This is a genomic window from Dolichospermum sp. FACHB-1250 (genome assembly GCF_014696335.1).
In the GTDB taxonomy this organism is placed as follows: domain Bacteria; phylum Cyanobacteriota; class Cyanobacteriia; order Cyanobacteriales; family Nostocaceae; genus Dolichospermum; species Dolichospermum planctonicum.
Map to the genome: position 1 here is coordinate 68,663 of NZ_JACJPZ010000010.1, position 25,818 is coordinate 94,480.

At 37.4% G+C, this 25,818-nt stretch carries 23 protein-coding genes and 1 pseudogene; 16 read left to right on the plus strand and 8 right to left on the minus strand.

Going from position 1 to position 25,818, the window contains the following annotated elements; genetic code table 11:
* Window positions 1-101: 101 nt before the first annotated feature.
* From H6F39_RS05420 to H6F39_RS05430, 3 genes are all read right to left on the minus strand, one after another.
* Entirely contained in the window at window positions 102-767 is a 666-nt protein-coding gene (locus H6F39_RS05420) for a DUF2834 domain-containing protein (protein WP_190371318.1), read from the minus strand.
* 121 nt (window positions 768-888) lie between these two features.
* Entirely contained in the window at window positions 889-1,965 is a 1,077-nt protein-coding gene (hrcA, locus tag H6F39_RS05425) for a heat-inducible transcriptional repressor HrcA (protein ID WP_137908612.1), read from the minus strand.
* A 367-nt stretch (window positions 1,966-2,332) separates the two neighbouring features.
* A complete protein-coding gene (locus H6F39_RS05430; RefSeq protein WP_137908611.1) occupies window positions 2,333-2,692 on the minus strand; it encodes a rhodanese-like domain-containing protein in 360 nt (119 codons plus the stop codon).
* Window positions 2,693-2,768: 76 nt separating this feature from the next.
* Between H6F39_RS05430 and H6F39_RS05435 the strand changes: the two genes are divergently transcribed.
* Window positions 2,769-4,418 carry a DUF3352 domain-containing protein gene (locus H6F39_RS05435; protein ID WP_190371317.1) on the plus strand — a complete coding sequence of 550 codons (1,650 nt, stop codon included), beginning with the start codon at window positions 2,769-2,771 and terminating at the stop codon, window positions 4,416-4,418.
* A 301-nt stretch (window positions 4,419-4,719) separates the two neighbouring features.
* Entirely contained in the window at window positions 4,720-5,472 is a 753-nt protein-coding gene (gene cysE / locus H6F39_RS05440; RefSeq protein WP_137908609.1) for a serine O-acetyltransferase, read from the plus strand.
* A gap of 37 nt (window positions 5,473-5,509) precedes the next feature.
* Here cysE and H6F39_RS05445 read toward each other — a convergent pair whose 3' ends face one another.
* Complete coding sequence (locus H6F39_RS05445; RefSeq protein ID WP_137908608.1) at window positions 5,510-6,091, minus strand: Npun_F5749 family FMN-dependent PPOX-type flavoprotein; 582 nt, start codon at window positions 6,089-6,091, stop codon at window positions 5,510-5,512.
* A 787-nt stretch (window positions 6,092-6,878) separates the two neighbouring features.
* On the opposite strand from H6F39_RS05445, the pseudogene nrdJ reads away from it, so the two are divergent.
* Window positions 6,879-9,454, plus strand: a pseudogene (nrdJ, locus tag H6F39_RS21095) (ribonucleoside-triphosphate reductase, adenosylcobalamin-dependent); the annotation flags it as partial.
* Window positions 9,455-9,601: 147 nt separating this feature from the next.
* Here the strand turns inward: nrdJ and H6F39_RS05460 are convergent.
* Window positions 9,602-10,429, minus strand: a complete 828-nt coding sequence (locus H6F39_RS05460) for a DUF3598 family protein (protein WP_137908606.1) — start codon at window positions 10,427-10,429, stop codon at window positions 9,602-9,604.
* Between the two features lie 246 nt (window positions 10,430-10,675).
* Between H6F39_RS05460 and H6F39_RS05465 the strand changes: the two genes are divergently transcribed.
* The 3 genes from H6F39_RS05465 (at window position 10,676) to H6F39_RS05475 (ending at window position 15,920) form a co-directional block, all read left to right on the plus strand.
* Window positions 10,676-10,894 (plus strand): hypothetical protein, encoded by a 219-nt coding sequence (locus H6F39_RS05465; protein WP_137908605.1) that lies wholly within the window; start codon window positions 10,676-10,678, stop codon window positions 10,892-10,894.
* A gap of 1,983 nt (window positions 10,895-12,877) precedes the next feature.
* Window positions 12,878-15,430, plus strand: a complete 2,553-nt coding sequence (gene hetF / locus H6F39_RS05470; RefSeq protein WP_137908604.1) for a cell division protein HetF — start codon at window positions 12,878-12,880, stop codon at window positions 15,428-15,430.
* 151 nt (window positions 15,431-15,581) lie between these two features.
* A complete protein-coding gene (locus H6F39_RS05475; RefSeq protein ID WP_028084597.1) occupies window positions 15,582-15,920 on the plus strand; it encodes a P-II family nitrogen regulator in 339 nt (112 codons plus the stop codon).
* Between the two features lie 231 nt (window positions 15,921-16,151).
* On the opposite strand, the gene H6F39_RS05480 is transcribed toward H6F39_RS05475, so the two are convergent.
* Window positions 16,152-17,057, minus strand: a complete 906-nt coding sequence (locus H6F39_RS05480) for an alpha/beta fold hydrolase (protein ID WP_190371316.1) — start codon at window positions 17,055-17,057, stop codon at window positions 16,152-16,154.
* A gap of 11 nt (window positions 17,058-17,068) precedes the next feature.
* Window positions 17,069-17,557, minus strand: a complete 489-nt coding sequence (locus H6F39_RS05485; protein ID WP_190371347.1) for a HugZ family protein — start codon at window positions 17,555-17,557, stop codon at window positions 17,069-17,071.
* A gap of 167 nt (window positions 17,558-17,724) precedes the next feature.
* Here H6F39_RS05485 and H6F39_RS05490 point away from each other — a divergent pair, with 167 nt between their 5' ends.
* From H6F39_RS05490 to H6F39_RS05510, 5 genes are all read left to right on the plus strand, one after another.
* Window positions 17,725-19,209 carry a CIA30 family protein gene (locus H6F39_RS05490; protein WP_190371315.1) on the plus strand — a complete coding sequence of 495 codons (1,485 nt, stop codon included), beginning with the start codon at window positions 17,725-17,727 and terminating at the stop codon, window positions 19,207-19,209.
* 126 nt (window positions 19,210-19,335) lie between these two features.
* A complete protein-coding gene (locus H6F39_RS05495; protein ID WP_236097150.1) occupies window positions 19,336-19,644 on the plus strand; it encodes a hypothetical protein in 309 nt (102 codons plus the stop codon).
* The gene (locus tag H6F39_RS05500; protein WP_137908600.1) at window positions 19,634-20,026 is read left to right on the plus strand and encodes a GFA family protein; all 393 of its coding nucleotides are present in this window, start codon (window positions 19,634-19,636) and stop codon (window positions 20,024-20,026) included. Before H6F39_RS05495 ends, H6F39_RS05500 begins: the two co-directional genes overlap by 11 nt.
* A 113-nt stretch (window positions 20,027-20,139) precedes the next feature.
* On the plus strand, window positions 20,140-20,574 hold the full coding sequence (locus H6F39_RS05505) for a CAAD domain-containing protein (protein WP_306420229.1): 435 nt from the start codon (window positions 20,140-20,142) through the stop codon (window positions 20,572-20,574).
* Window positions 20,575-20,781: 207 nt separating this feature from the next.
* Complete coding sequence (locus tag H6F39_RS05510; RefSeq protein ID WP_137908598.1) at window positions 20,782-21,156, plus strand: hypothetical protein; 375 nt, start codon at window positions 20,782-20,784, stop codon at window positions 21,154-21,156.
* On the opposite strand, the gene H6F39_RS05515 is transcribed toward H6F39_RS05510, so the two are convergent.
* The gene (locus tag H6F39_RS05515; protein ID WP_190396348.1) at window positions 21,153-21,761 is read right to left on the minus strand and encodes a Uma2 family endonuclease; all 609 of its coding nucleotides are present in this window, start codon (window positions 21,759-21,761) and stop codon (window positions 21,153-21,155) included. The genes H6F39_RS05510 and H6F39_RS05515 overlap by 4 nt on opposite strands.
* A gap of 224 nt (window positions 21,762-21,985) precedes the next feature.
* On the opposite strand from H6F39_RS05515, the gene hemC reads away from it, so the two are divergent.
* From hemC to H6F39_RS05540, 5 genes are all read left to right on the plus strand, one after another.
* Entirely contained in the window at window positions 21,986-22,954 is a 969-nt protein-coding gene (hemC, locus tag H6F39_RS05520; protein ID WP_190396349.1) for a hydroxymethylbilane synthase, read from the plus strand.
* A gap of 44 nt (window positions 22,955-22,998) precedes the next feature.
* Window positions 22,999-24,414 (plus strand): glycogen synthase GlgA, encoded by a 1,416-nt coding sequence (gene glgA / locus H6F39_RS05525; RefSeq protein WP_190371312.1) that lies wholly within the window; start codon window positions 22,999-23,001, stop codon window positions 24,412-24,414.
* 94 nt (window positions 24,415-24,508) lie between these two features.
* Window positions 24,509-24,901, plus strand: coding sequence for a deaminase domain-containing protein (locus H6F39_RS05530; protein ID WP_190371311.1), 393 nt, complete (start codon window positions 24,509-24,511; stop codon window positions 24,899-24,901).
* Window positions 24,902-24,915: 14 nt separating this feature from the next.
* Window positions 24,916-25,380 carry an SMI1/KNR4 family protein gene (locus H6F39_RS05535; RefSeq protein WP_236097149.1) on the plus strand — a complete coding sequence of 155 codons (465 nt, stop codon included), beginning with the start codon at window positions 24,916-24,918 and terminating at the stop codon, window positions 25,378-25,380.
* Window positions 25,381-25,567: 187 nt separating this feature from the next.
* Window positions 25,568-25,738, plus strand: a complete 171-nt coding sequence (locus H6F39_RS05540; RefSeq protein ID WP_190396350.1) for a type II toxin-antitoxin system HicB family antitoxin — start codon at window positions 25,568-25,570, stop codon at window positions 25,736-25,738.
* The last annotated feature ends 80 nt before the right edge of the window (window positions 25,739-25,818 follow it).

Below are 25,818 nucleotides of genomic sequence, written 5' to 3' on the forward strand. Positions count from 1 at the left end.
ATGCAACATCCCATTGGTAATCCGCTGTAAAATGTTGACAACCGGATATTTACCTTTTTAATTCCCACATCTTGATTAAGTAAAAATTGAACAATTAGGAATTAGTTAAATATTGTATTTTCAACTCCTTTCTTATTTTCTATTTCTATAGGTGGCCGGACACACAAATATATCAAAGATCCAAATAAAGGCATTGCAAATAACCAAAATAATTGATTATTTTGCCAACCCCGTCGCATCATATCATCTCCTAATAACGTTGGAAATAATAAACTCAACATGATAAAGTCTAAACTCATGACATGAATAAACCTGTTATTTTGCCACTGTTCGACAAAATTACTCCAATTTCCTTGTAAACTAAAGGTAAATAAAACCGTTGCAGCTAAAGTTAATAAAATTCCCAAAATCCGGGAATCCAGTATTTTCAAAAATGATTTTTTTTCACCTATAAACTTTTGATTAGGTTCTCTTAAAGCCAAGTATGGTAAAAGTGCAAATGCACCTAAAGCAAAAGTACCAATAGCAAAAGGCCAAGCGGGGATTTTTTGACCTCTACCATCAAAAAAGACTACTGCACTATATATAAAAGGCCAAATCCCCATGATATTAAATAAACATATAATCAGGGGATTAATTTCTTGCCAATTTCCTGTAGAGAGATTTTTTATTAACTCAAAAGTATCAGGTTGTTCGGGAGGAGCAAAGAAAAAGGCATAGGAAATAAATCCTAGCCATAATAGACCAAAAGTAATTTTTCTCATCATGATTGAAATATAAAACCTTGAAAAAGCAAAAGCATTTAAAAATAGCTAAAGTCACCAAAAAACCAGTTCCCTATTCCCTTGTGATCATGGCAATTTTTCAGGCCAATTTCATGGAAATTAACTAACTAAAAGCTTCTGAGAGATAATCTGCTGCTGCTGCGACCACAGCGATCGCACTTTCATAGTCTAACCTAGTTGGACCCAAAACCCCCACACTTCCCACCGGCACAGAACCCCGACGATAAATAGCAGAAATCAAAGTACAAGTGCGAATAGGTTTGAGAGGATTTTCTGCACCAATTCTTACCGTTACCTTAGATTTACTAGTATCATCTATTTCCGGCTCTTCACAAATTAAATGCCAAAGTTGGTCTTGTTCCTCTTCCAACAATTGCATAATTGTTTGTACCTGTTGTACCTGAGAAAATTCTGGTTGTCGTAAAACCTCTCCGATACCCTTTACCATAATTTGTGTAGCTGTCGGTGCAAGAGCGCGATTAGTTAATTCTACCAGAGAACTTTTCAATAATTCGCCATAAACTCGAAATTCTTGATCTAATTCATTCCAATCAAGATAGCCTATTTCTAATAAACTTTGTCCTCGTAAGTGACTATTTAAAAAATTAGAAACAATCTGCAATTGATGATCAATCACCTCCTCATTCGGTTTAATTACTGATGATTCTGAAAATAAATCCATCACTTTAGAATGGGTTTCATAACTATCGGTAACCACAATTAACATAATCCTACCAGCTTCAATTTGCACCAATTGTAAATGGCGTAACTTTGCTATTGTAGTTTGCGGCATCGTAATTAAGCTAATACAGCCGCTTAATGTTGCTAAAATTTGTCCCGCACCTTGTAACAAAGCTTCTAAACTCCAATCTTCCCAGTGTAGACGTTTTTGTAATACCGCTTCTACTTCTTTCACTAACGTCTCTGATGGTACAATTAATTGATCCACATAAATCCGATAACCAGAATCAGAAGGAATTCTCCCCGCAGAGGTATGTGGTTGGTAAAGTAACCCTGATTTTTCTAAGCCCCCCATGACATTGCGAATAGTAGCCGAGCTAACACCTAAATCGAAACCATCAATTAGGGCTTTAGATCCTACTGGCTCTGCTGTAGCAATATAATGACGTACAGTGGCCGAAAGTATATTTTGTTGGCGATTAGTCAAATGGACTTGCATAGTTGATATTTTTACTGTAGGCAAATTTTAATCAAAAGTTGAAAAAATGCGTGGTTTGCACCACCAAAACCCCAAAAAAGAATTAATTATTAATTAATATAAGATAGCAAATTATATACACATATTGTGTTCATTAAACACAAAATTTACCTTAGGCATTTATTGGCTGTATTTGTTATCAACATATAGCTGAAAACAGAACATCAGGTAAATTCCCAACTTTTTCAGTAGTATCTCATAGTACTCTAACACAAGCTGTGGTTTTAGTTACAAAATATTAATATTTCTTTGTGAATATACAAACTGATAAACTGGAGGAATAGAAGGAAAGAATCTTCCCTCTTCCCTCTTCCCTCTTCCCTCTTCCCTAATATTGCGGAACTGAAGGATCAACTAAAATTGAGTAAGCATCAATACCACCCATAATGTTTTTAACATTTGTAAATCCTTGACCAACTAACCATTGACACATCTGAGCGGATCGCATACCATGATGGCAAAGAACCAGAGTTTCAATATGCGGATTAAAGCGAGTAGAGATTTGTTGACTCCATTGCTCATATTCACTCAAAGGAAGATTGACAAATCCCTCTATTCGTGATATGGCAAGTTCTTGGGGTTCACGCACATCTATTAACTGAATCGTGCCTTTATCCGCACTAAGGCATTGTGCTATGTATTCAACACTAATTTGAGTAAAGGGTTGAGCAAATGATTTATCCGTCATGCAGTTTCTCTAAAAAATCCTATACTATTTATGTTGGCAGAAAAAACTGGAAAATATAACTAGTGTGAATAATAATGTGAATAATAAACCCTCACCTTTAAATTTACTTGTAGTTGCTTTCGTAACACTATTACTGGTTAGTATTGCGGTATTTTACTGGGTCTTTGGTAAAAATTCCCCCACCCTTGTAGTTCCCAATTCTCAACCCAGGGCGGCTATATTCGTCCCGAAATTCTCACCAGCAATGGTTTCATTATTGGTAAATCCCGACGCTTTACAAAAAATAGCACAAAAAAGGGAATTGTCTCAAATTAAAAATAGTCTATTAGCCAAAAGTAATATAGATTACCAAAATGATATTAAACCCTGGCTGAATAATGAAATTACCCTAGCTGTCACAACCCTAGATATAGACCGTGACCCAGACAACGGACTACAAACAGGGTACTTAATGGCACTTGCAACCAAAAACCCAGTAAAAAGCCGCGAATTTTTAGAATTATTATTTTCTAAACGAGCTTTTGCAGGAAATGATTTAGAGGTCGAACGATATAAAGGTGTCAAAGTTATTTATGATCGTCAAGAATATTCACCATCCCAAATATCAAATAGTTTAGCTGGTGCAATTGTTAATAATTTTGTTTTATTTGCAAATCATTCCCAAGTCATCAAAGCAGCAATTAATAATTTACAAGCACCAGATTTAAACTTAGTTAGTTCTCTTGAATATCAAAAAGCTAGTCAACAAATACCCAAAAATTCTCTAGCTGTCACCTTCTTTAATTTACCCGAAATTGGCAAATGGCAGAAATTAGAATTAGCAGAAGCAACTTATCATAGCCAAATTCTATCTTTAGCCTTAAATTCTCAAGGATTGTTAGCAGAAAGTACCTTTTTAACAAACTCCCAAATTGTACCTCCATCTTTGCCATTATCTGAACCCGTCGCAGCATTACAGTACATTCCCGAATCAACAACTTTGGCAATTTCTGGAGCGAACTTGAGTAATTTAGGTAATAGTGATTTAGCAAAACTGTGGAAACAAGGAACAGCAACTATTTACGGTTCTAGTGAAGATGGTATTTCTCGACTAATACAACCTTTGATAAAAATCCAGCAAAACTTGAATTTAAACTTTAGTCAAAATATTTTCAGTTGGGTAACAGGAGAATATGCTTTAGCTTTATTACCCAATTCAGAAAACACAACTCCTAATTGGGTATTTGTGGTCGAAAAAAACCCACAATTAGCAGCAGGTATAGCACATTTAGATAATATTGCTAGTACCAGTAGTTTTAATGTTATTTCCCTGATTTTAAATGGACAGAAAGTATCAGCCTGGACACAAGTTATAACCACAGATGAGAATAATAAACCTATTAATGTTGACACGAAAGTCAAAGGAGTACATACAACTTTAAATAATTACGAGATTTTCACTTCCGACTTAAACATACTAAAAGAAATTTTGAGTCAAAAGCAAAAATCTTTACTGGAAAATCCCAAATTTAAAAGTAGTCTTGGTGTAATTCCCCAGCCAAATCAAGGATATATTTACTTAGACTGGGAAACTAGTAGAAATATTCTTGAACGTCAAATACCTGTGCTTAAATTCGTGGAACTACTAGATAAACCACTATTTGATAATTTGCAATCGCTTACATTCAGCAGTTATCATACTCAGCCAGGAATACTCACAGGTGGGGTACTACTGAAACTGCATTAGAGAATTAAATCCTAAAAATTTGAATTTGCACTAACTAATATGAGAGGCGGCACAGAATCATAAAATTTATAAACTCATCCATCTTCATCTGCGTTCATCTGCGGTTAATTATTCATTCCTTTTTGCTGAATATGAAATATCCTCAATTTTTGCAACACTCATGAAACAACTTGAGATTTGGGATTTTAAATTGATTTTCCCGTTTAAATTCATTTATTCCGAATAACCACCCCATTTTCCATCACCAAATCACGATACTATGGGAGAGTAGCTTGTTGTGCTATCTAAGGGTACTATTTTCATGTTCTCTAGACTCCATGCCGATTTTCGTATTATCTTTGAACGTGACCCTGCAGCCCGGAATTGGTTGGAGGTTTTATTCTGCTATCCTGGTTTGCAAGCCTTAATTTTCCACCGCTTTGCACACGGGTTGCGTGGTATTGGTATTCCTTTTTTCCCTCGCTTAATTTCTCATATCGCTCGGTTTCTAACTGGTATTGAAATTCACCCAGGTGCTGTAATTGGTGAAGGTGTATTTATTGACCACGGAATGGGAGTGGTGATTGGAGAAACAGCTATTATCGGTAATTACGCACTGATTTACCAAGGTGTTACTCTAGGAGGAACAGGTAAACAAAGCGGTAAACGTCACCCCACATTAGGTGAAAATGTCGTGGTTGGTGCTGGGGCAAAAGTTTTAGGAAACATTGAAATTGGTGATCATGTCCGTATTGGTGCTGGTTCAGTGGTGTTGAGAAATGTACCATCTAGTTGCACAGTGGTCGGTGTTCCTGGACGCATTATTTACCGTTCTGGAGTGCGGGTTGCACCTCTAGAACATAGTAACTTACCTGACTCAGAAGCCCAAGTAATTCGCACTTTAGTAGACCGCATTGAAGCACTAGAAGCACAAATTCAATCTCTCCAAAATCCTGCAAAAACCCCCATTTTAATTGGTAAATTCCCCCAAGAAGATGAGTTACCAAAAGAACACAATTTCTGTAATATTCGAGATAAACAGATTCAGGAATTTTTTGATGGTGCAGGAATCTAGAAATGCTGAAATCAGAATCTTAAAATTATAGATAAAATTACGGGTTTATTGCTTCAGTTAACCATTCCTGGTTTTCATTGCGGTGATAAACCCATCTATTTTGCGGTTCACCTCTCAATTCTAAATGATCTACTTGTATCGGCGCAAGTAATAATAAACAAAAATTTTCTACTGGTTCTATAGGGTTTGGTGCTGGTGGTGTAAAGGCTGTTGCTGTTGTTATTCTCATTTTACCAGGATGTGGCCAACAAAATTGTAGTCTGGCTGCATTACTCAATTCTTGCCACATTTTGATTCTCACTGGTTGTAAATTGGTGTGAGAATCATCACTTATTAATATTAATTCTCCAGTAATACGAAATTGTTCTCTAGTTTTGGGAAAATACCAGCAAACTTCCGCTATAGGTTGTTTTGATATTTGTTCGGCTTTTGCACTACGAATATCGGTAATGAATTTTAATTCGTTAGTATCTTCTAGAAAACCACGAAAAACGACAGTACGATTTGCAGGAAAACCATTTTCTTTTATTGTTGCTAGTTGTAAATAACGAGAATAAGCAAGGCTACGGTTATGATGTAAAGCACGAGTAATCAGACTTTTCCAGGGTGCTAGTGGCATTTTGTAATTTATTTTCCAATTTATGCGTTAATTAAAATTATTATATACATATTATAAAGTTGTAAATATTTAAATTTTTTACTTTACGGCAAATTTTCAGTAAATAAAATACTTAATATAAATAGGTATTTAAACATACTTTTAAAAGTAAGATATTTAAAATTAAAGGATGAATAAAATAAAAAGAGTAAACATTAAAATATATTTATTACATAAATATTATTTATAGCAATTGTTAAAAAAACTATAATTAAATATTTAATCACATCTTACAAGTTTTTGTAACAATAGCAAAGTTTATTTATAAAGAAGTTTCTATTTAAAATCAAATTTAATTTCGTATAAAAAATAACTAAAAGATTAAAATCATGAACTAAAAGATTACGATCATGAAAAATATAAACTTATTCAAAAATTAAAAGATTAAGATCATAAACTAAAAGATTACGATCATGAACAATATAAACGTATTCAAAAATTAAAAGATGAAGTTAAAATCTATCAATCAAAAGCTGATGTATATTCGTCTAAGTGTAGTATTATATGCAGCTATAGAGAATATGAAAATTACTAAATTACACAGATTACCTATTTTGAGAAAAATGGTAGGTAAAACTTTACAAATTGACAATTCTAGACCCCACTCAGGTTTTTTTACTGAAAAGAAAATAAAGTTACAATTGACACAAAAATAGATAGATCACAAAGTGGCGATTTTAGCAATCTTTGATCATATAACTACTTGGCGTTATAGTCTTAATTTGTGAGTCAGAAACAAAATCTTATTATGGTCAGAGAACTTGAATGCAAATATCAGCCTGTATTTCCAGAATCCGCCCCAGCAGCTAATCCGGTGTTTTTTAGAACCTACAGCAGACGCACAGATGCGGGTTTGAGAGAAACATGGGGTCAGGTGTGCGATCGCACTTTACGCGGTTTGATGGAATTAGGAAGGCTCACCCATGAAGAGGCTGTTATCTTGGATAAGATGCAGCGAAGCATGAAATCTCTCCCTAGCGGGCGCTGGTTGTGGGTTGGTGGCACAAATTGGTTATCTAAGGCGAAAAACTATTCTGGTGCTTATAACTGCACCTCTACGAACCTTGTGGACTGGGAAGCCTTTGGGTTGATGATGGATTTAGCTATGATGGGCTGTGGTACGGGAGCAGTGATCGAGCCACAGTATATTAATCAACTTCCTTCTATACGTAATCATCTTCATGTCACTATTCGCGGCGAAGTTGGTAGTACACCCAAGGAACAGCGTCGTGAACTTACACAAATCCTTTTGGATGGTGACAGTGTTATTATTTACGTTGGGGATAGTCGAGAAGGTTGGGTAAAATCCTACCAAAGTGTTTTAGAACTATCCTCCGATCAGCGTTTTAGTGGTAATGTACAAGTAGTTGTAGATATTTCCGATGTCCGTAAATCTGGCGAATCTCTCAGAGGATTTGGTGGTGTTGCCAACCCCGTGAAACTATCAGGACTCTATCAGCGTATTGCCTCAATTCTTAACAAAGCTGTAGGTAGAAAATTAAACTCTGTTGAATGTTGCTTACTCATTGACGAAGCAGCAGTCACCGTAGTTGCTGGTAATGTCCGCCGTAGCGCGGGTATGCGTCAATTTATATCAGAAGATGAAAAAGGCGCAATGTCAAAAGATGACCTATGGCAACAGGACACAGAAGGTAACTGGCGTATTGATCCAGAACGTGACGCTTTACGAATGGCTAACCATACAAGAGTATTTCATCGTAAGCCCACTTTAGAGGAATCTATCGCATCTGTACGCAAACAGTATTATAGCGGTGAAGGAGCAATTCAGTGGGCAGGTGAAGCGGTTGCTAGGGCTAATGCAGATTTATTAAATACACCAGAAATTAAAAGAGATTTTTTACGTGCCTATGACCAAGGTAAGGGTAAAGGATGGATACAAGAGAATTATCCTGAAATCAGTCCTGATGAATTAGAACATAGGATGGGTAGGTTTGGATTGAATCCGTGTGGTATTTTATAACACTTGCCTCACGTAAAAAACCCCGCAAATACGGGGAAAGCTGAGAAGCTAATCCCGTGGTAATCAATGGAAATAAAAGGCTATTGACACCGTACAGCGTAGGGAGTGAAACTAGATGACAACGAAATTGTTTTCTAGAATATAAGCTCTCCAAGAGTGTGGGGGTACGTATAACTAGCAGTTTTTATGGTGTTATAGTCATACGTATAAAAGGTACGCGGAGCTACAGGGAATATAGAACCTGTAGAACTAGAGGATAAAAAGCCTTTAGGGTAACAAAACTGGAGATTATCGGTAGCAACTTCCACTGTAATTTGTCCGAGGTACACTTAAACCAACTAGATCCCGACAACTATAGAGAACAAGAAGAAGTATTTACCGCTGGTGCGCTCTCTGTTGTTGCATTATTAAACCACCAATTCCTTGAACCCCGCTATCAATACAGCCGGGAACTTGACCCCATTGTCGGTGTATCCTTTACCGGATTATTTGACTTCTTTGTTCATGCCTTTGGTACAGACTGGTTGCGTTGGTGGGAAACCGGAAGACCAGAAACTCCCCAAGGATTGATGTTTAAACGTAGTGAGCAAAAATATCTTAACTTCTGGAAAGATGTAGTTCATAAGGTAGTATGGGAATATTGCGATCGCCATCAGATAAAACGCCCTAACCGTTGTACTACAGTTCAACCAGCCGGCACTAAATCCCTTTTAACCGGTGCTTCACCGGGTTGGCATCCCCCCAAAGCCCAAAGATTCATCCGTCGTATCACCTTCCGCAAAAACGACCCTGTAGCCCTGGCCTGTATAGATTATGGTTACAATGTTATCCCCTCTCAATCTGACAAGGATGAAAATGGTAACTTGCTTAATGATCCTTTTGATCCACGGTGTACAGAGTGGTTGGTAGAAATACCAGTGGCTGTATCTTGGGCGGACTTACCCGGTGCTGACAAAATAGAGGTTTCTCGGTTTTCTGTATTAGCGCAATTAGATTTTGTCATGCAAGTTCAAAACCATTATGTCACACATAACACTTCAGCTACTCTGGAACTTCGTTCTGAAGAAATAGAAGCATTGGGAACACGCATATATGAAGCTATCCAAAATGACGAAGGATATGTTTCCGCTGCATTGTTAGCAAGATTTGATGATATCCAAACATTTCCCCGTTTACCCTTCGAGCCTATAGATAAGCTCACTTTTGAGAGTTTATGTAGAGAGGTCAAGGTTCGACGCAAGACGGATGACTTCTGTGGTGCTTTAAGTCGCTACGATTTGGGTGAGTTATTAGAGTCGGGTCCTAGTGGTTGCGACTCTGATAAATGTATGTTCCCAAGCCAATTAATCACTCCTTAAGATTCCTGCGTAGGGGCGAATATCTGTTCGCCCGTACTCGGCTTAACTGTTCTGGGACGGGCTGCCAGTCCACCCATAGATTTCTGCTAACACAAAAATATTTTATTAAAAAATATTTTACTAAAGCCAAGCCTATTTATGTTCAATAACATGAGTTGAGCTAATCCATTCACCTTTGTCACTATAATTACGAATTAACCGTTGACGTTCATTTTCTCTAACTAACCAACCTGCTTCGACAAAAAAAGATTTTCTCAATTGTAGTTGCAAAGGAACATTACTAGAACTTCCATCAGGCAATAATAAAATCCGTCGAGCAATTCCTTCCGTTTCTGAGATGATTTTATTTCCTTCTATCCTAGCTTTTACAGTCATAATTTGCGATTGAAAAGATAATTTTTGTTCTAAATATCCATCACCTATTTTTTGAATTTCTAAATAAGTGGCATAGGTTTCTGATGGTCTCAAATCCGCGTAAACTGTATGAGCTTTACCTTGCCAATTACCAATCAACTGTTCTACCGTCAGTTGCGGACGTTCATAAGCATCTGTAAAACTGCGAAATTCTCTAATCAGAGTTAAACTAATAAAGTTGCCTCTTTGATCATATAATTGTACTAAACGTAACCGACGATCATGATCAACAAAACCGTATTCGGCTCCAAATTCAGAAAAAGGAGCTAATTGCAATGTTCCTTTAGAAAAAGCTCCCGTAGCAAAAAAGATATTCTGTCTTCCTAAAGAACGATATTCCTGTTGATAATCCTGAATAGGAGGACTATCATAATTACCAGAATTAAAACGGCGTAATCTAAAAAGTACAGATTGATTATGATCATCGGCTTCTAAATTTAGAATACTAGGAGTAGAATCTAATATTTCACCATGGGGGGATATTTTAGTAAATGAACCACGCCATTCACCCAAATTTTTTAGAAAGTTTTCCCAGTTGCTTGCCATAATTTAATTTTTAATTTTAATTTAGATAGCTTATTTTAATTAAATACGGGTTAAAAATCAAGATTAATCATGGTAGTTCTTGTGTGATCATACAGGTTGAGATTCGTCCTCAGTCCATTCTCAATCACTAAAAAGCAGAGGACCTATCACCTTCGACTTCACGGCCTTACTAGTTGCTTTCTCGCCCAGATATGTTAAGATTAATGAAGAATTAATAATTTTTGACAGCAATACTTGGAGAGTATAATGTTTATTAGTGAATTATCCCCCCTGTTTCAAGAATTTGCCCAGAATCCAGTTTCATTTATGGGTGGGTTCGTTTCTGGTGTCCTCCGACTCAACCTGAATGAAGAACCCGTCAAAAGTTGGCTAGATAAAAAATGTTGTGCAAAAAGTACCAGTAACCTGAGTACAGAAACCCAAAACGGTAAAGCGAACGCACCTCAACAAATCACAATTGACTAAATCACAAGAAAATCGCAAAAAAGGCACGGAAGCCACTTGGCTTTAGACAGTGGAGGAAGTGCCAACGGCGAATTTATTCATTTATTTATTCGCCGAGCATAAGATATAATTGGACTGCAAGTAAGAACAACCATCTACACGAAGAAGTATTTTAATAAGGAGAAACCCCTGATTTATCTCGTCTGGGCATTTGACCGTAGCCTGGGTAAACAAGTAAAGGTAAAATATGGAGTGTAATACCGCCAAAATTTGATGGACTCGGAAAGCAAAAAAACATAAAAGTAAGCGCAACTGCAATACCTGTCGGACTGGTAGTTGTTTTAAGCGTGTACCGGGATAATTGACTATTCCTTTTAAGCAAGTCTTAAAGAATCTGTGTGTCTTTAGACCGCAGAATGTCAATTAATTTGTTAGCGGGCTAAATTTAGGGTAATTTAGGCTGGTAATGGGTAATGGGTAACTAATCAAAATCTCACCTATTACCTATTTCTTTATCGGTAAAATAACTGAATTTGGTCAGGGGTATTGATATATCAATCTAGAATATGTTATAAAAAAATCACAGGTTGCTCAATGGCTGTTTGTTCAGATAATTATAAAGAAATAATTAAGAGTGCCATTAACTATCGCGGTAATCATTCTGAATTCGGCCATAAGGATCACAATACAATGAAAGTAATTGCTAGAAAATTTTCAGGTTGGCATATCCATGAGTCTAGTAGTATATTTCGCCACTGTGTAAGTTAAAGGAAGTAGTTCGTGGGTGAAAATGACCAGAAACTTATTTGTTTGGGGATATTGCCAGAGAATAGTTTTAATGATAGGGTAGGTTAAGATTATGTTTTTGAGAAAAAACCCCCAGTGGATTTTAGCCGGGGGAGTTTAGTTATCAGGGTGCATCTACCAATTAGATGTTCTCAGGTGTATAACGATCTTCCGGATAAATTTATTGTTAACAAATTCGATTTGTGTTGATTTCAGGAGTCAACTACCTAGCGGTTTTGAGAAAGAGTAGGAACAGAAAAAACCCCCAGTGGTGTTAGCCGGCTAGGGGAAGTTAGTTATCAGGGTGCATCTACTTGTTAACTGTTCTAGGGTGGTGTATGATATTCCGGAAAAAATGATTATATGGTAATGATTGTGTGGTGCTAATCATAAACAAGAAAAAACCCCCAGTGGTGTTAGCCGACTAGGGGAAGTTAGTTATCAGGGTGCATCTACTTGTTAACTGTTCTAGGGTGGTGTATGATGTTCCGGAAAAAATGATTATATGGTAATGTATATGGTAATGATTGTGTGGTGCTAATCATAAACAAGAAAAAACCCCCAGTGGTGTTAGCCGACTAGGGGAAGTTAGTTATCAGGGTGCATCTACTTGTTAACTGTTCTAGGGTGGTGTATGATGTTCCGGAAAAAATGATTATATGGTAATGTATATGGTAATGATTGTGTGGTGCTAATCATAAACAAGAAAAAACCCCCAGTGGTGTTAGCCGACTAGGGGAAGTTAGTTATCAGGGTGCATCTACTTGTTAACTGTTCATTGTTTTTAACTTATGATCCGGAAAAAATTACCCAAATATTGCTGTAGGTCTCATACCGAAAAAATTCCTGTGGCTGGTCGCTGGGTAGGGGAGTTAGTTATCAGAATTTCATCTACTAAATAACTGATTTACAAATGTTTACAAACGCTCTTGCTAACCAAGAGCGTTTTTTATTTGCCAGAATTAAAAAAAGAAAACCCCTAGTGAGTTTTAGCCAACTAGGGGAATTGAAGATCAAGGTGCATCTACCAACAAAGAGTTCTCGACCGGGATCAACCAATCCGGATCAACTTTTTGAAGAGAAATAGGCAGAAAACCGTGTTAAAAACTAGATTAGGATCAATGTCTCAACAACGCGCATCTGAAACATTAGAATGGCAAAATACATCTACACCACCCTGCGTGATCAAGATTGTCTAAGTTTTATGGAGCAGAAGTTGTGACCCAGGAATTTCACCTTTCCGCAACACCAGTAGGGCAAAATGACTATCTGGTGCGGACTGAACAAGTAGCATCTGGGGTACCGTTGGCAGAAGAACTGGTACATTGGCCTGTGACTGAGTGGTTAGTGGCCGCCGGATATTTAATGGATGACCCTTTGCAGTTAGTCTTGCAGGGGGAGATGACGACTAAAAAGGCTGTTAACTTGGTGGACTTGGGGCAGGAGTTGTATAACGCGCTATTTCAGGGAACTCTCAGAGATAGTTGGATCACCGCTCAAGGTATTGCCCAAAATCACCAACAGGTGCTGCGGCTAAGATTGGGATTCAAAGATGCCAGATTAGCACGGTTGCCATGGGAAGTGATGCACGCAGGCGATCGCCCTTTAGCCACAGGACCTGATATTACATTTGCGCGTTACCAAAGTGGTATGGCCTCAGTCAATGCCTACTGGTTGCGTGCCTATGGCGAGCGGAAGCTATCGCCCAGCCATTTACAGAATCATAATCTCCCGACACCGGCGGCAGAACGGGGGCTGAAAGTGTTGATGGTGATTTCTTCTCCAAGGGACTTGGTGCAGTTGCATTTACTCAAGCAAGAAGCTATCAATCTGAAAGCAGAACTGCACCGCCAAGCATTAAAATTGGCAGATGGTAATCATCATCTACCGGAAATTGAATTGACTGTTCTTGACGAGCCAGGTAGGGAAGAACTCACCCAAGCTTTAGAACAGGGACATTACGATATTCTCCACTATTCCGGTCATAGCAACTTGGGCGCGAATGGTGGGCAAATTTATCTAGTCAGTAAAAAAACTGGTTTAACAGAAACTCTCAGCGGGGATGATTTAGCTGGGTTACTGATTAATAATCATATTCAAATGGTAGTGTTTAATTCCTGCTTTGGGGCATATCGGGCTAAGGCCGGGACTGGAGAAGACTCAGGAGAGCGGAATTTAACAGAAAGCTTGGTCAAACGGGGAATTAGAAGTGTACTGGCGATGTCAGAACGCATACCTGATGAGGTGGCACTGACGCTGACACAACTATTTTACCGAAACTTAAGTCAGGGATATGCTTTAGATTTGTGTGTGAGTCGGGTTCGTCAAGGCTTAATTTCTGCTTATGGTTCTCAACAAATGTACTGGGCTTTGCCGATTTTGTACCTCCAGCGAGAATTTGATGGTTGTTTGACACCACAAGTTAATTTATCGGGCTATATGGCTACTTCACGCGGGCTGTCAGAGTTACTAAACGAATATCAGCCGCCTCAGCGGACTAATCATGATCATTATTCCGGTGTAGCAAATAATCCAGAAAGCTTGATGGCTATTGATGATATCCTGAATCCCGATTTGGGAGAGGAGACAACGGGCGTAGATTGGCTTTTGGGAGATACTTGGGGTGATCTTGTAGATGAAATTGAATATGATGACCCCAACTATGATCAGGATTCGGCAATAGTTTCTGATTTGTTTCGTCAGCTTGATAACCGGGCAACTACAAGCGAGGGACAAAGTATGAAAGCGGAACTGATCCAAGGATCTAACGAATTATCGGAAATGCAGGTTTCTGAGGTCGAGGAACATTTAGACTGGGGAAATGTACCGACCTCGATAACACCAACTTCCTTAAATATTCAAAAGCGACAGGTAAATCCCCCTTTATCACAGTCTCCTTTAGCGACCCCAGGTAATCGCTATCACAGATCAAAATCATCATTGCTGTTGGGTCTTTTCGGTGCAAGTGCGATTACCATGATCGTTGGTGTTGCTTGGTGGTGGCATCAACGACAGTCTCAGAAGCTACCCAATATCCCGCCCCTTCCCGGACAAAATATCACCAGTAATCAGTATCCAAGTATTAATTTAGCTAACTCCGCTACAGGGATTGTCACTGCTACAGCTACGGCACAATTGAGTCAAGGCAATTTAAAGGATGGATTGAGTGCTATTCATGAATTATTAAATCGTGGTGCCTTCACGGCTGCGGAAACAGCTTTAAATTTAATTCCTGTTCAGGATACCCAAAATCCATCTGTGAATTTTGTCTGGGGGCGATTAGCTTGGCAGTCTGTACAAACGGGAAATAATAAGTACAGTATTGATGATGCACGCCGTTACTGGGCTAGGGCTGTACAGAATCAGCCGGATTCTATTTTGTATAATAATGCTTTGGGATTTGCCTATTATGCGGAGAATAATCTCAATTATGCTAATGATGCTTGGTTCAAGTCTCTGAGTTTAGCATTAAAACCCCAGCAGAATGGAGGTGGAAATTTTGGACAAACAAAATATCCGGAAATATCTGGAGAACCGGAGGCTTTGACGGCTTATGCTGGGTTAGCTTTGGGGTTATATAAAAGCGCTCAGAGTCAACCCGCTGATAAACGTCAACAATATTTACAGGAAGCGATTAAACTTCGACAAATGGTGATTCAAAATGCACCCGCAGATTTTACTATGGAGAAATTATCACGAAATTGGCTGTGGACCCAACAGGCGATCGCAGATTGGCAAAGCCTGGGACAAACAAAGCTACCGCTTTTGTAATAAAATTGTCGATCATCCCATGAGGATGACAAAAAGTGTGAAATCCAATACATCAATCTCAAGTTAAATAACTAGCGCTATACTTACAGCGTGAGACAAGGAATCTGGTTAGATATATAAACGACGCTATTAGAAGTCAGGAATCAAAAAAATGAAAAAAGTAGAAGCCATTATCCGTCCATTTAAGCTTGATGAAGTGAAAATTGCCTTGGTTAATGCGGGTATTGTGGGGATGACAGTTTCTGAAGTCCGGGGTTTTGGAAGACAAAAGGGTCAAACTGAACGCTATCGGGGTTCGGAATATACTGTAGAGTTTCTCCAAAAACTCAAGGTGGAAATTGTCGTTGAAGATTCCCAAGTTGACACGGTTGTGGATAAAATTATCTCCGCAGCCCGTACTGGTGAAATCGGTGATGGTAAAATTTTTATCTCTCCTATTGAACAAGTTGTACGAATTCGGACAGGAGAAAAAAATACAGAAGCAGTATAAATACTAGATATTGAATACTACGTATCTACAAGAGGTGCGTTGCTGAGTCTGTGAAGATAAAAACAGTCAGCAACGCGCCCTTCAGGAAGTCAAAAATCAAAAGTCAAAAGTCAAAAAGTACAGAAGTTGTATTCTATTTTTACTTTAGAGATCACCCAGAGTAGACGCAAAAGAGTAAAATTGAAGATATTTAATCTTCTAATTCTCACAATGAAATCTTTGTTTTTAAATTTAGATTTTTAATTCTCCAGTTGTGTTGTATTTTTGCAAAATTCCAATTACAACTGCTGGTATTTCTAAATGGGGAATAATTCCTGTATCGAGTATTTCCTCAAAACCTTTAATTACCGCAGGATTTAAACTAGCTAAACGTCTTCCTAATTCAATATTTGTAAATTGTGCTTTTTCACCCCATAAAATGATACTGGGAACTTGAAGTTGCTGAATATATAAGCTCAAATCAAAATAAAGATTCCCCCTTAAAAAGGACAAAGCCGCAAATTTAGCGTTATATTGTTGTGCAGAAGTTAAATAAGCTGATACCATTTCTTGTGTCACTCTTTCTGGTTTAGCAAAAAGAAAACTTTGCAAAAAATTCCTAACTGCAATTTCATTTTCTGCACCCAAAGCATAAATTAGATTATCTACTAAAGGTGTATTAAGCAAAGAAACTGGTAATCTTCGTCCCGCACCTTGTCCAAAATCATCGAACCCCGAAGGACAAACTAAAAACAAAGCTTTGAATAAATGGGGATAAGTAATAGCGAGACGAATAGCAAAAGCCGCAGTTAAAGAAGATGCTATTACAGTTACACTTTGGTGACAAGTTTGATTAATAAACTCAATAATTGTGGTTAAATAATCTTCAATTTGATAATCTCGTACAGGGTGAGCAGATTTTCCCCAGCCAATTAAATCTGGGGCTAAAATTCGATATTTTGCAGCATAAGCTGGGTAAATTTTAGACCATTCATAAGCGGACGCACCACCACCAAAATTATGTAAAAATAACAATGGTGGTAAATCTTGATCTTTTGCATTTTCCCAAGGGGCGCTAATTTGGGTATAGTAAACCATTGTCCCCAAAGATGTATGAATGAACTTACTACCAAAACCCGGAGGTTGAAACTGAATCATAACTATGAAACTCAATCTTTACTAAGGACAAGTTGATTTATATTGTCACTACTAATATTATAAGCAGCACCAAACCCAATTACAAAACGTCCGTTTTTGGGTGTGAGTTGAAAAATCCGAAAATCTGGTAAACTGCGTAATGTGGAAATCAATTCTCCAAAACGAATCTGAAATTTATCAACAATTTGTTGCCATTTTTCAGTTTCTCTCTCTACCAGATTTGCGGTACAATTAAAATTCAAACGCCGACGAGCGAAAATTTGTTTAGTTTTAACTTCGTCTTCAATAAATAAAACACTCACAAAAGGATGATTATGAATATTTTGGGTGTGAGTAGCTAGTCCACTAACATAAATATAGATGTTTTTATCATCGTCTATGACAAAAGGAGCGTAACTAGCGTCAGGAATTCCCTCTTGACTAACTGTACTCATCATAATGCTGATAAATTCTGTGGGAAATTTCTCGTATTCGGCTTGGGCTTTTTTAAGTTGATCGATCATGATTGATAATTATTTATTTTAACGAACCACTCCAGGCACAGAGGACACGGAGGAAAAAATTTATTTGGGGACTTTTATATTATATCAAGAATTTGATATTTTATCTACTATATACACAAAAAGTTGATACAATAAAACTAAAATATGGTGGTTACATAGTATTTATGAATAACAACAACCGTTCACAATGGGATTTATGCAGGTTCATTAAAACTCTCACCTACTTTGAAGTATTTCCGGTTCTGAACTGGATACAAAAACTTTTTCAAGGTGGTCATAAAGATAATCAAAATCTATCAAAAGCAGGAATAAATATGGGTGTAATTCTGGTAGCTGGTGCGACTGGTGGTGTAGGTAAACGAGTTGTGAAAAAATTGGTAGCGCAGGGTTATCATATCCGTTGTTTGGTTCGAGATATTGACAAAGCACGGCCAATTCTCGGTAATGATATTGATTTGGTGGTTGGAGATATTACAAAACCAGAAACTTTGACAAATTTAGTTTTGGCTAATATTCAAGCTGTAATTTGTTGTACAGCAGTTCGTGTACAACCAGTGGAAGGAGATACACCAGATAGAGCAAAATATAATCAAGGTGTGAAATTTTATCTACCGGAAATTGTTGGAGATACACCAGAAAATGTTGAATATCAAGGTGTGAAAAATTTAGTTGCAGCAGCAAAAAAATATCTGGTTACTGTTGGTGAGAAACCAATATTTGATTTTACTAAACCATCAGATGAAATCAAAAATGTCTGGGGTGCTTTGGATGATGTTGTTATGGGTGGTGTTAGTTCTAGCAGTTTCCAAATTAGGGAAAATACAGCAGTATTTACAGGTAATGTTTCTACTGCTAATTCTGGGGGTTTTGCTTCAGTAAGAACTAAGAATTTTTCACCTTTACTTGATTTGTCAGGTTATCAAGGTGTGAAATTACGGGTGAAAGGTGATGGTCAACGTTATAAAATATTTTTACGCACAGAGTCAACTTGGGACGGAATTGGTTATAGCTATTCTTTTGATACCGTTGCTAATAATTGGCTAGATATTCAGATCCCTTTTACAGATTTGTTCGGTGTATTTCGCGCCAAAGTTGTTAAAGATTGTCCACCAATTGATGTTAGTAAAATTTGTTCTTTACAACTAATGTTGAGTAAGTTTGAATATGATGGTGCTTTAAATCCTAAGTTTAATCCTGGCGTTTTCGCGCTGGAAGTTTCATCAATTCAAGCTTATGGTGGGGAAATTTTACCTCAATTTATATTAATTAGTTCTGCTGGGGTGACTCGTCCCGGAAGACCAGGAATTAATTTAGATGAAGAACCACCCGCAGTCAGATTAAATGACCAATTAGGAGGTATTTTGACCTGGAAATTACGAGGTGAAGAATGTTTGAAAGCTAGTGGAATACCTTATACAATTATCAGACCTTGTGCTTTAACAGAAACAGCGGGAGGAAAGGAATTAATATTTGCACAGGGTGATAATATCAGAGGAAAAGTTAGTCGTGATGATGTTGCGGAAATTTGTGTACAAGCAATTAAAGAACCAAAAGCGAAAAATCTAACTTTTGAAGTTAAGGAAAGCGAAATGGTTGCTAATAATCCAAATTGGCAAAGTCTATTTTCTTCCTTACAAGTTGATCAATAAGACTTTAAATAATTAACAAGTTTGTTGGGTTGGTTTGGTTTGGTTTGATCAACCCAACCTACGGGTTTCATTTAATTAGTTGATAATATTATGTTCAGAAAGTTGTTAATAACTACGGTATGTGTGATGATTGTGTGCAGTGGTGTGTTTTTAAAACCTGCTTTACCACAGCAAGTTGATTTCCGTGTTAATAATTTAGAAAATGATGTTCGGAGTTTACAACTACGCTTACAACAACTTGAGTTAATGGTTAGTAAAAATAATCAATTACCTACTACCAATAATTCTCAAGTTGTACCTCCTAATTTGAAAAAGTATTTATCGCAACAGGAAAAAATGTTAAATAATTTAGCAACTTTAGTGGTTGAATTAAACCAGAAAGTGAATAAATTAACTATTCGAGTTAATCAACGGTCGAACCTTAATGTTAAATAGAGATGAATTTGTTACTTATGAAGGTGGTTGTCACTGTGGTGCTGTGCGATTTCGTGTGTTAGTTAATAATCATCAAGTTGATGATTGTAATTGTTCAATATGTTCTAAAAAAGGATTTTTGCATTTAATTATCCCGCGAGAACAATTTACTTTACTCGCAGGGGAAGATGTATTAAAAACTTACACATTTAATACAGGAGTAGCACAACATAAATTTTGCGGAACTTGTGGTATTCATTCTTTTTATGTTCCCCGTAGTCACCCTGATTGTATTGATGTTAATGTGCGGTGTTTAGATGGTAATGTCATTGACAATTTTCAAATCGTGCCTTTTGATGGTATAAACTGGGAGGAGAATATTCATAACCTTAAGAGAGGTTAAATATCTTATTTTTTATGTTATTTCTTCAGAATTGATGATCTAGCACCTAAACTATGGTATTTTAATGATGTCCATTCACCTTTCACAAATGTTGTAATTTCTAAATAACAAATATGATGGAAAATCAATCACAGCAACCCCAACCAGTAAATTCTCCTTCCCCACAAGATGTTTTGTCTTTTTTAGGTGGAGAAAATCGCAATGTACCAAAAATACCTGATGCTGATAAATCTGTGTCTCAATGGCAGGAAATTCTTAAACAAATTATTGAATTTTTAGAAAAACTGCCAGATTATTTAAGCGGAATTTTTAATAACAATAAAAGAGGGTTAATTAACTTACTCTTAATCTTATCGGCTTTGGTGACAGTTAAGGTAGTAATTGCATTATTAGACGCGGTGAATGATATACCATTACTACAACCAATTTTTGAGTTAATTGGACTATTTTACTCTCTCTGGTTTGCTTTCCGTTATCTCCTTAAATTCGACACCAGACAAGAATTATTTCAGAAATTTAATGCTTTTAAACAACGATCTTTTGGATGAATATTTTATTTTTTTTGATTTCTTGAGTTCCTAAGATGTAGGATAGGCTATAACTAACCTACATTTTATCTCTTGCCTCTTGTCTCTTTAGATAGAGAGTTTTAATAAAAATATTTTTGGTAATTATTCCCGCAGATAGTCTATTTATCCGCTAGAAAATTCTAATCTAGTTCTGGCAATACTCGAAAAGTAAACAGGACTAATTGTATGAATGAAAAGATTACCGCAGATACCTATGATAGAGGCATAATTCCCGCCGAAACAGCCGCACGAATGAAAAGAGAAGGAAAAAATTATAAACACATACCGACGGAGGAGGATCTTGCAAGTGCGTCCACTGATCATCAAACTGATATTAACAGTATTCGCACAACAGATGGTTATACTGTGGATCAAGAAGGTTTGTTGAATAATTATCCAGTTGAACCGGAAATGTATTATCAAGTTCCTGGTGACGCGCGGGAAATAGCCGAACAAGAAAAAGCCGAACGAATACGGGAATTACGAGAAGTTAATGAAGATAAAACAGGTCTATTAACAGAGGATTTTGATAAAAGAGGTAGAGGTCCAGGAATGATTTAATTTACCATTTCTTTGATTTTTTCCCGAAAGGCTATGGCCGCATCTAAAGCATCTTCTGCTATTACATATTCCGCCAAAATTGATAAATCTAAGTTGGGTAATAATTCACTTTTTGCCACCAATTCATAATTTTCATCCCCCAAATGATCAACGGCAAATTGATTTTTTTGAAAAAACCAAACTTCTGCCACAGCTAATCTTTTGTAAACTTCTAATTTATCAATTCCCCCAATGGTGACTACAACTTCAATGGCAAGATCAGGAACTTCTTTTTCTATGCCTATACAGTAGGATTCATCTGGTTCTACTCCTCCTCTTTTCGCTTCTTTACGGAAGGTGGTAGAACCAAGGGGAAAATAGCGAATGCGTTTTTCTTGAAAGTAAATTTCCAGCGAAGATCCAATAATTGTTTTGCGAATTTCATGGCGAAGACTTGGTGACATTAATTCTATGACTCCATCTAAATATGTAACTCTATATTGGAGGCTATCACCCAAATCATTGAGTAAAGCTTCATAATTGTTCCAATTAACACCAGTGATAGTTTGCCGTTCTTCTGGATCTTCGGCTTGTAATAGTTCAGATAATTCTGGAAGTAAAGGCATAGAATTTCCTAAAACCGAATTATTGCTAACTTGATTATATTCTAATTTCTAAATTCCCGACTTCTTTGAGAAGTCGGGGATCTATATTCAAAAATTGTAAATAAATGTAAAGCTACTAGCAAATAAAATCTTTCTGAGAATTAGTTTGATCTAATCCGGTAAGTCACTCCCTGCGGTAGTCTAGATAAATGTTAATTTATCGCCTGGTTTGACAAAATAGTTTTATGACCTCAGTTTCTAGTCCTCCGCGCACTATTCGCATTGGTTCACGTAAAAGCCAATTAGCTCTAGTTCAAACATACTGGGTACAAGCCCAACTCCAGAAAAGCTTTCCCGACATTACTTTTGAAGTTCATACCATGTCTACCCAAGGAGACAAAATCCTCGACGTAGCATTGGCTAAAATTGGCGATAAAGGACTATTTACCAAAGAACTGGAATTGGGCATGATCAATAAAGAGATTGATTTTGCTGTCCATTCTCTCAAAGACCTCCCAACCAATTTACCACCAGGTTTGACACTGGCCGCAATTACAGAGCGGGAAAACCCCGCAGACGCGGTGGTACTGCACGAAAAGCATAAAGGTGAAAAACTTGAGACTTTACCCGCAGGTGCGGTAATTGGCACTTCTTCCCTGCGACGGTTGGCACAATTGCGCCATAAATTCCCCCATTTTACATTTAAGGATGTTCGGGGTAATTTGATTACACGCATGGCAAAACTGGATGCTGGTGAATATGATGCTCTAATTTTAGCAGTAGCCGGTTTAGAAAGACTGGAAATGAGCGATCGCATTCATCAAATTCTCTCACCAGAAATCTCCCTCCATGCCGTCGGACAAGGTGCTTTGGGGATAGAATGCCGCGCGGATGATACCGAAGTAATTACCTTACTTAAAGCTATTGAACACCCGCAAACACGCGATCGCTGTTTAGCGGAAAGATCATTTTTACGAGTTTTAGAAGGTGGCTGTCAAGTCCCTATTGGTGTAAATACTGAAATAATTAATGATAAATTAACATTAAAAGGACTTGTCGCCAGCGTTGATGGTCAGAAAATTGTTCAGAATATAGTCACTGGTGCGGCGACTGATGCTGAAAAATTAGGGGCCGAATTAGCCGATATTTTGCGACAACAGGGGGCTACAGAAATCTTGGAACAAATCTTTACCGAGATTCAACGAGGCTCATAAGATAATTGACAATTGACAACTGACAACTGATAACTGACAAAAATATGCGAATTTTATTTGTAGCAGCAGAAGCTGCTCCCATTGCCAAAGTTGGTGGCATGGGGGATGTTGTAGGTGCATTACCCAAGTTCTTGAGACAAATGGGTCATGATGTACGGATATTCTTGCCTTATTATGGCTTTGTTCCTGATAAAATGGTCGTTCCTGAAGAACCTATCTGGAAAGGCTCTGCCATGTTTCAGGATTTTTCAGTTTACGAAAGTGTACTCCCTGGAACTGATATTCCTTTGTATTTATTCGGACATCCAGTTTTTCTACCTCGGCGGATTTATGGTGGGGAAGATGAAGATTGGAGATTTACCTTCTTTGCCAATGGTGCGGCGGAATTTTGCTGGAATTATTGGAAACCGGAAATTGTCCACTGTCATGATTGGCACACAGGAATGTTACCCGTGTGGTTAAATCAATCTCCAGATATAACCAGTGTTTTCACCATTCATAACCTGGCTTATCAAGGACCATGGCGGTGGTATTTAGAGAAAATTACTTGGTGTCCCTGGTATATGCAAGGACATAACACCATGGCCGCAGCCGTCCAGTTTGCTGATAAAGTAAATACAGTTTCTCCTACCTATGCTGAACAGATAAAAACCCCTGCCTATGGTGAAGAAATAGAAGGGTTATTATCTTTTATTAGTGGTAAATTATCAGGGATAATCAACGGCATAGATACCGATATTTATGATCCCGCTAATGATAAATACATTCCTCAAAACTTTACCATAGATACCCTTGATCAACGTAAAGCTAATAAAATATCCCTGCAAGAAGAAATGGGTTTAGAAGTTAATTCTAATGCCTTTTTAATTGGTATGGTGACAAGGTTGGTAGAACAAAAAGGCATGGATTTAGTATTACAAATCCTTGACCGATTTATGGCTTATACGGATGCTCAGTTTGTCTTATTGGGAACAGGCGATCGCTATTATGAAACCCAAATGTGGCAACTTGCATCCCGCTATTCTGGACGTATGTCCACTTACCTACTGTATAATGATGCCCTTTCTCGTCGCATTTACGCTGGTACAGATGCCTTCTTAATGCCTAGTCGCTTTGAACCCTGCGGTATCAGTCAAATGATGGCTTTGCGTTACGGTTGTGTTCCTATTGTTCGTCGTACAGGGGGATTAGTTGATACCGTCAGCCACTATGATCCAGTCAACGAAGCAGGTACAGGTTATTGCTTTGACAGGTATGAACCACTAGACCTATTTACTTGTATGATACGCGCTTGGGAAGGTTTCCGTTTCAAACCCCAATGGAGGGAATTACAAAAACGGGGAATGAGTCAAAACTTCAGTTGGTATCAATCTGCTAAAGAGTATGATAAACTCTATCGTTCTATCTATGGTTTACCAGACATAGAACCAGAAGCGGAAATAACAGCAGAAACTGTTTAAGGTGTTGTAGAAAGTTGGAATTTTAAATAATTTTAATGGGGTATTTATCTGGAATGCCCCTTTTTAATACACGATAGTATAGAATTGAAAAAAGATGGATTGGTTAGAGCGCGTCGCAGAAATTCGCAAAATTTGTAACGTGCCAGCACCAGCCCGAAATGTTGCTATTGCTAGAGTATGGGTAGATGAGACGTTTTCTGAGCTATTTGCTTTTAGTGGTAAGCTGTTGCGAGAAGGAGCAGTTGGTTTACCTAATCAACCGATGTTTCAAGACTTTGATGTTGGTGGACACCGAAGAGACTTAGACTCGGAGTACAAAATATTAGAAGCGATAGCCGAAAAATATACAAATAATAGAGAAGTAAAGGGTAAAATTGAATTATTTACAGAAAGAGAGTCATGTGATTCGTGTGAGTATGTCATGAAGCAATTTAGGCAAACTTTCCCGAACATTCAGCTAAATGTATATCACGGAAACATTGCATAAAGGAGTCGGTAGAAATGTCAATTTGCAATTTACCCGAACAATTTAAGCTTATTTTTAACGAGAATCATCCTTTGTCATGTTCAGATTTGGAAATAATTCAACTTGAACGACAACAAGGTATTAATCTACCCAGCACTTACAAAGACTTTCTCAAGATAATGGGACATGGGGCAGGTAAGTTTTTACGTGGTTCAGATTGCTTTTATCAGCATTTGTCACAAATTCAAGAATGGGCTAAACAACTTTTAGTAGAAAATGATTTTCCTCAGACTTTACCAGAGGATGCTTTTGTATTTTTCATGCACCAGGGATATCAGTTCAGCTTTTTCAGACTTTCAGAAGGTGATAACCCGCCAACTTATTCATATTGTGAAGGACAAGAAGAGGCTTATTTTATCAAAAGTCATGATCAGTTTAGTGACTTTCTATCTGTGGAAATCAATCTTTATTTAAAGTCTTTGATGCTTTTAGCAAGTTAGATATTAGCTAGATAAACAAAATTATGGTTCAAAGTTTTTTTGTCAGAATCAGGATGTCCAGGATTTAAGGATTTCCCGGATGGAAATTTTTATAGTTTTGCAAGCAAGATAGAGGTGAATCTATACTATTATTTATGAATAAATATGATATAATAGCCAATTATTAATCAACAAACGAAACTTACTTATGTCCTATAAAGTTAGTATTGTTATTGAAAAAGATGAACATGAGTATTATGCTTATTGTCCTGAACTTCCTGGGTGTCAATCTGAAGGTGATTCTTTAGAATCAGTACAGGCAAATATCAAGGAAGCTGTTGAATTATACAGCACTTCCCGGTGTTATGAGGTACAGTAACAACAATTAGTGAACCAATTTTTTAAATGTTGAGGATTCATCAAATCGAGAGCAACAGAAATAACTTTATCAACTATTTC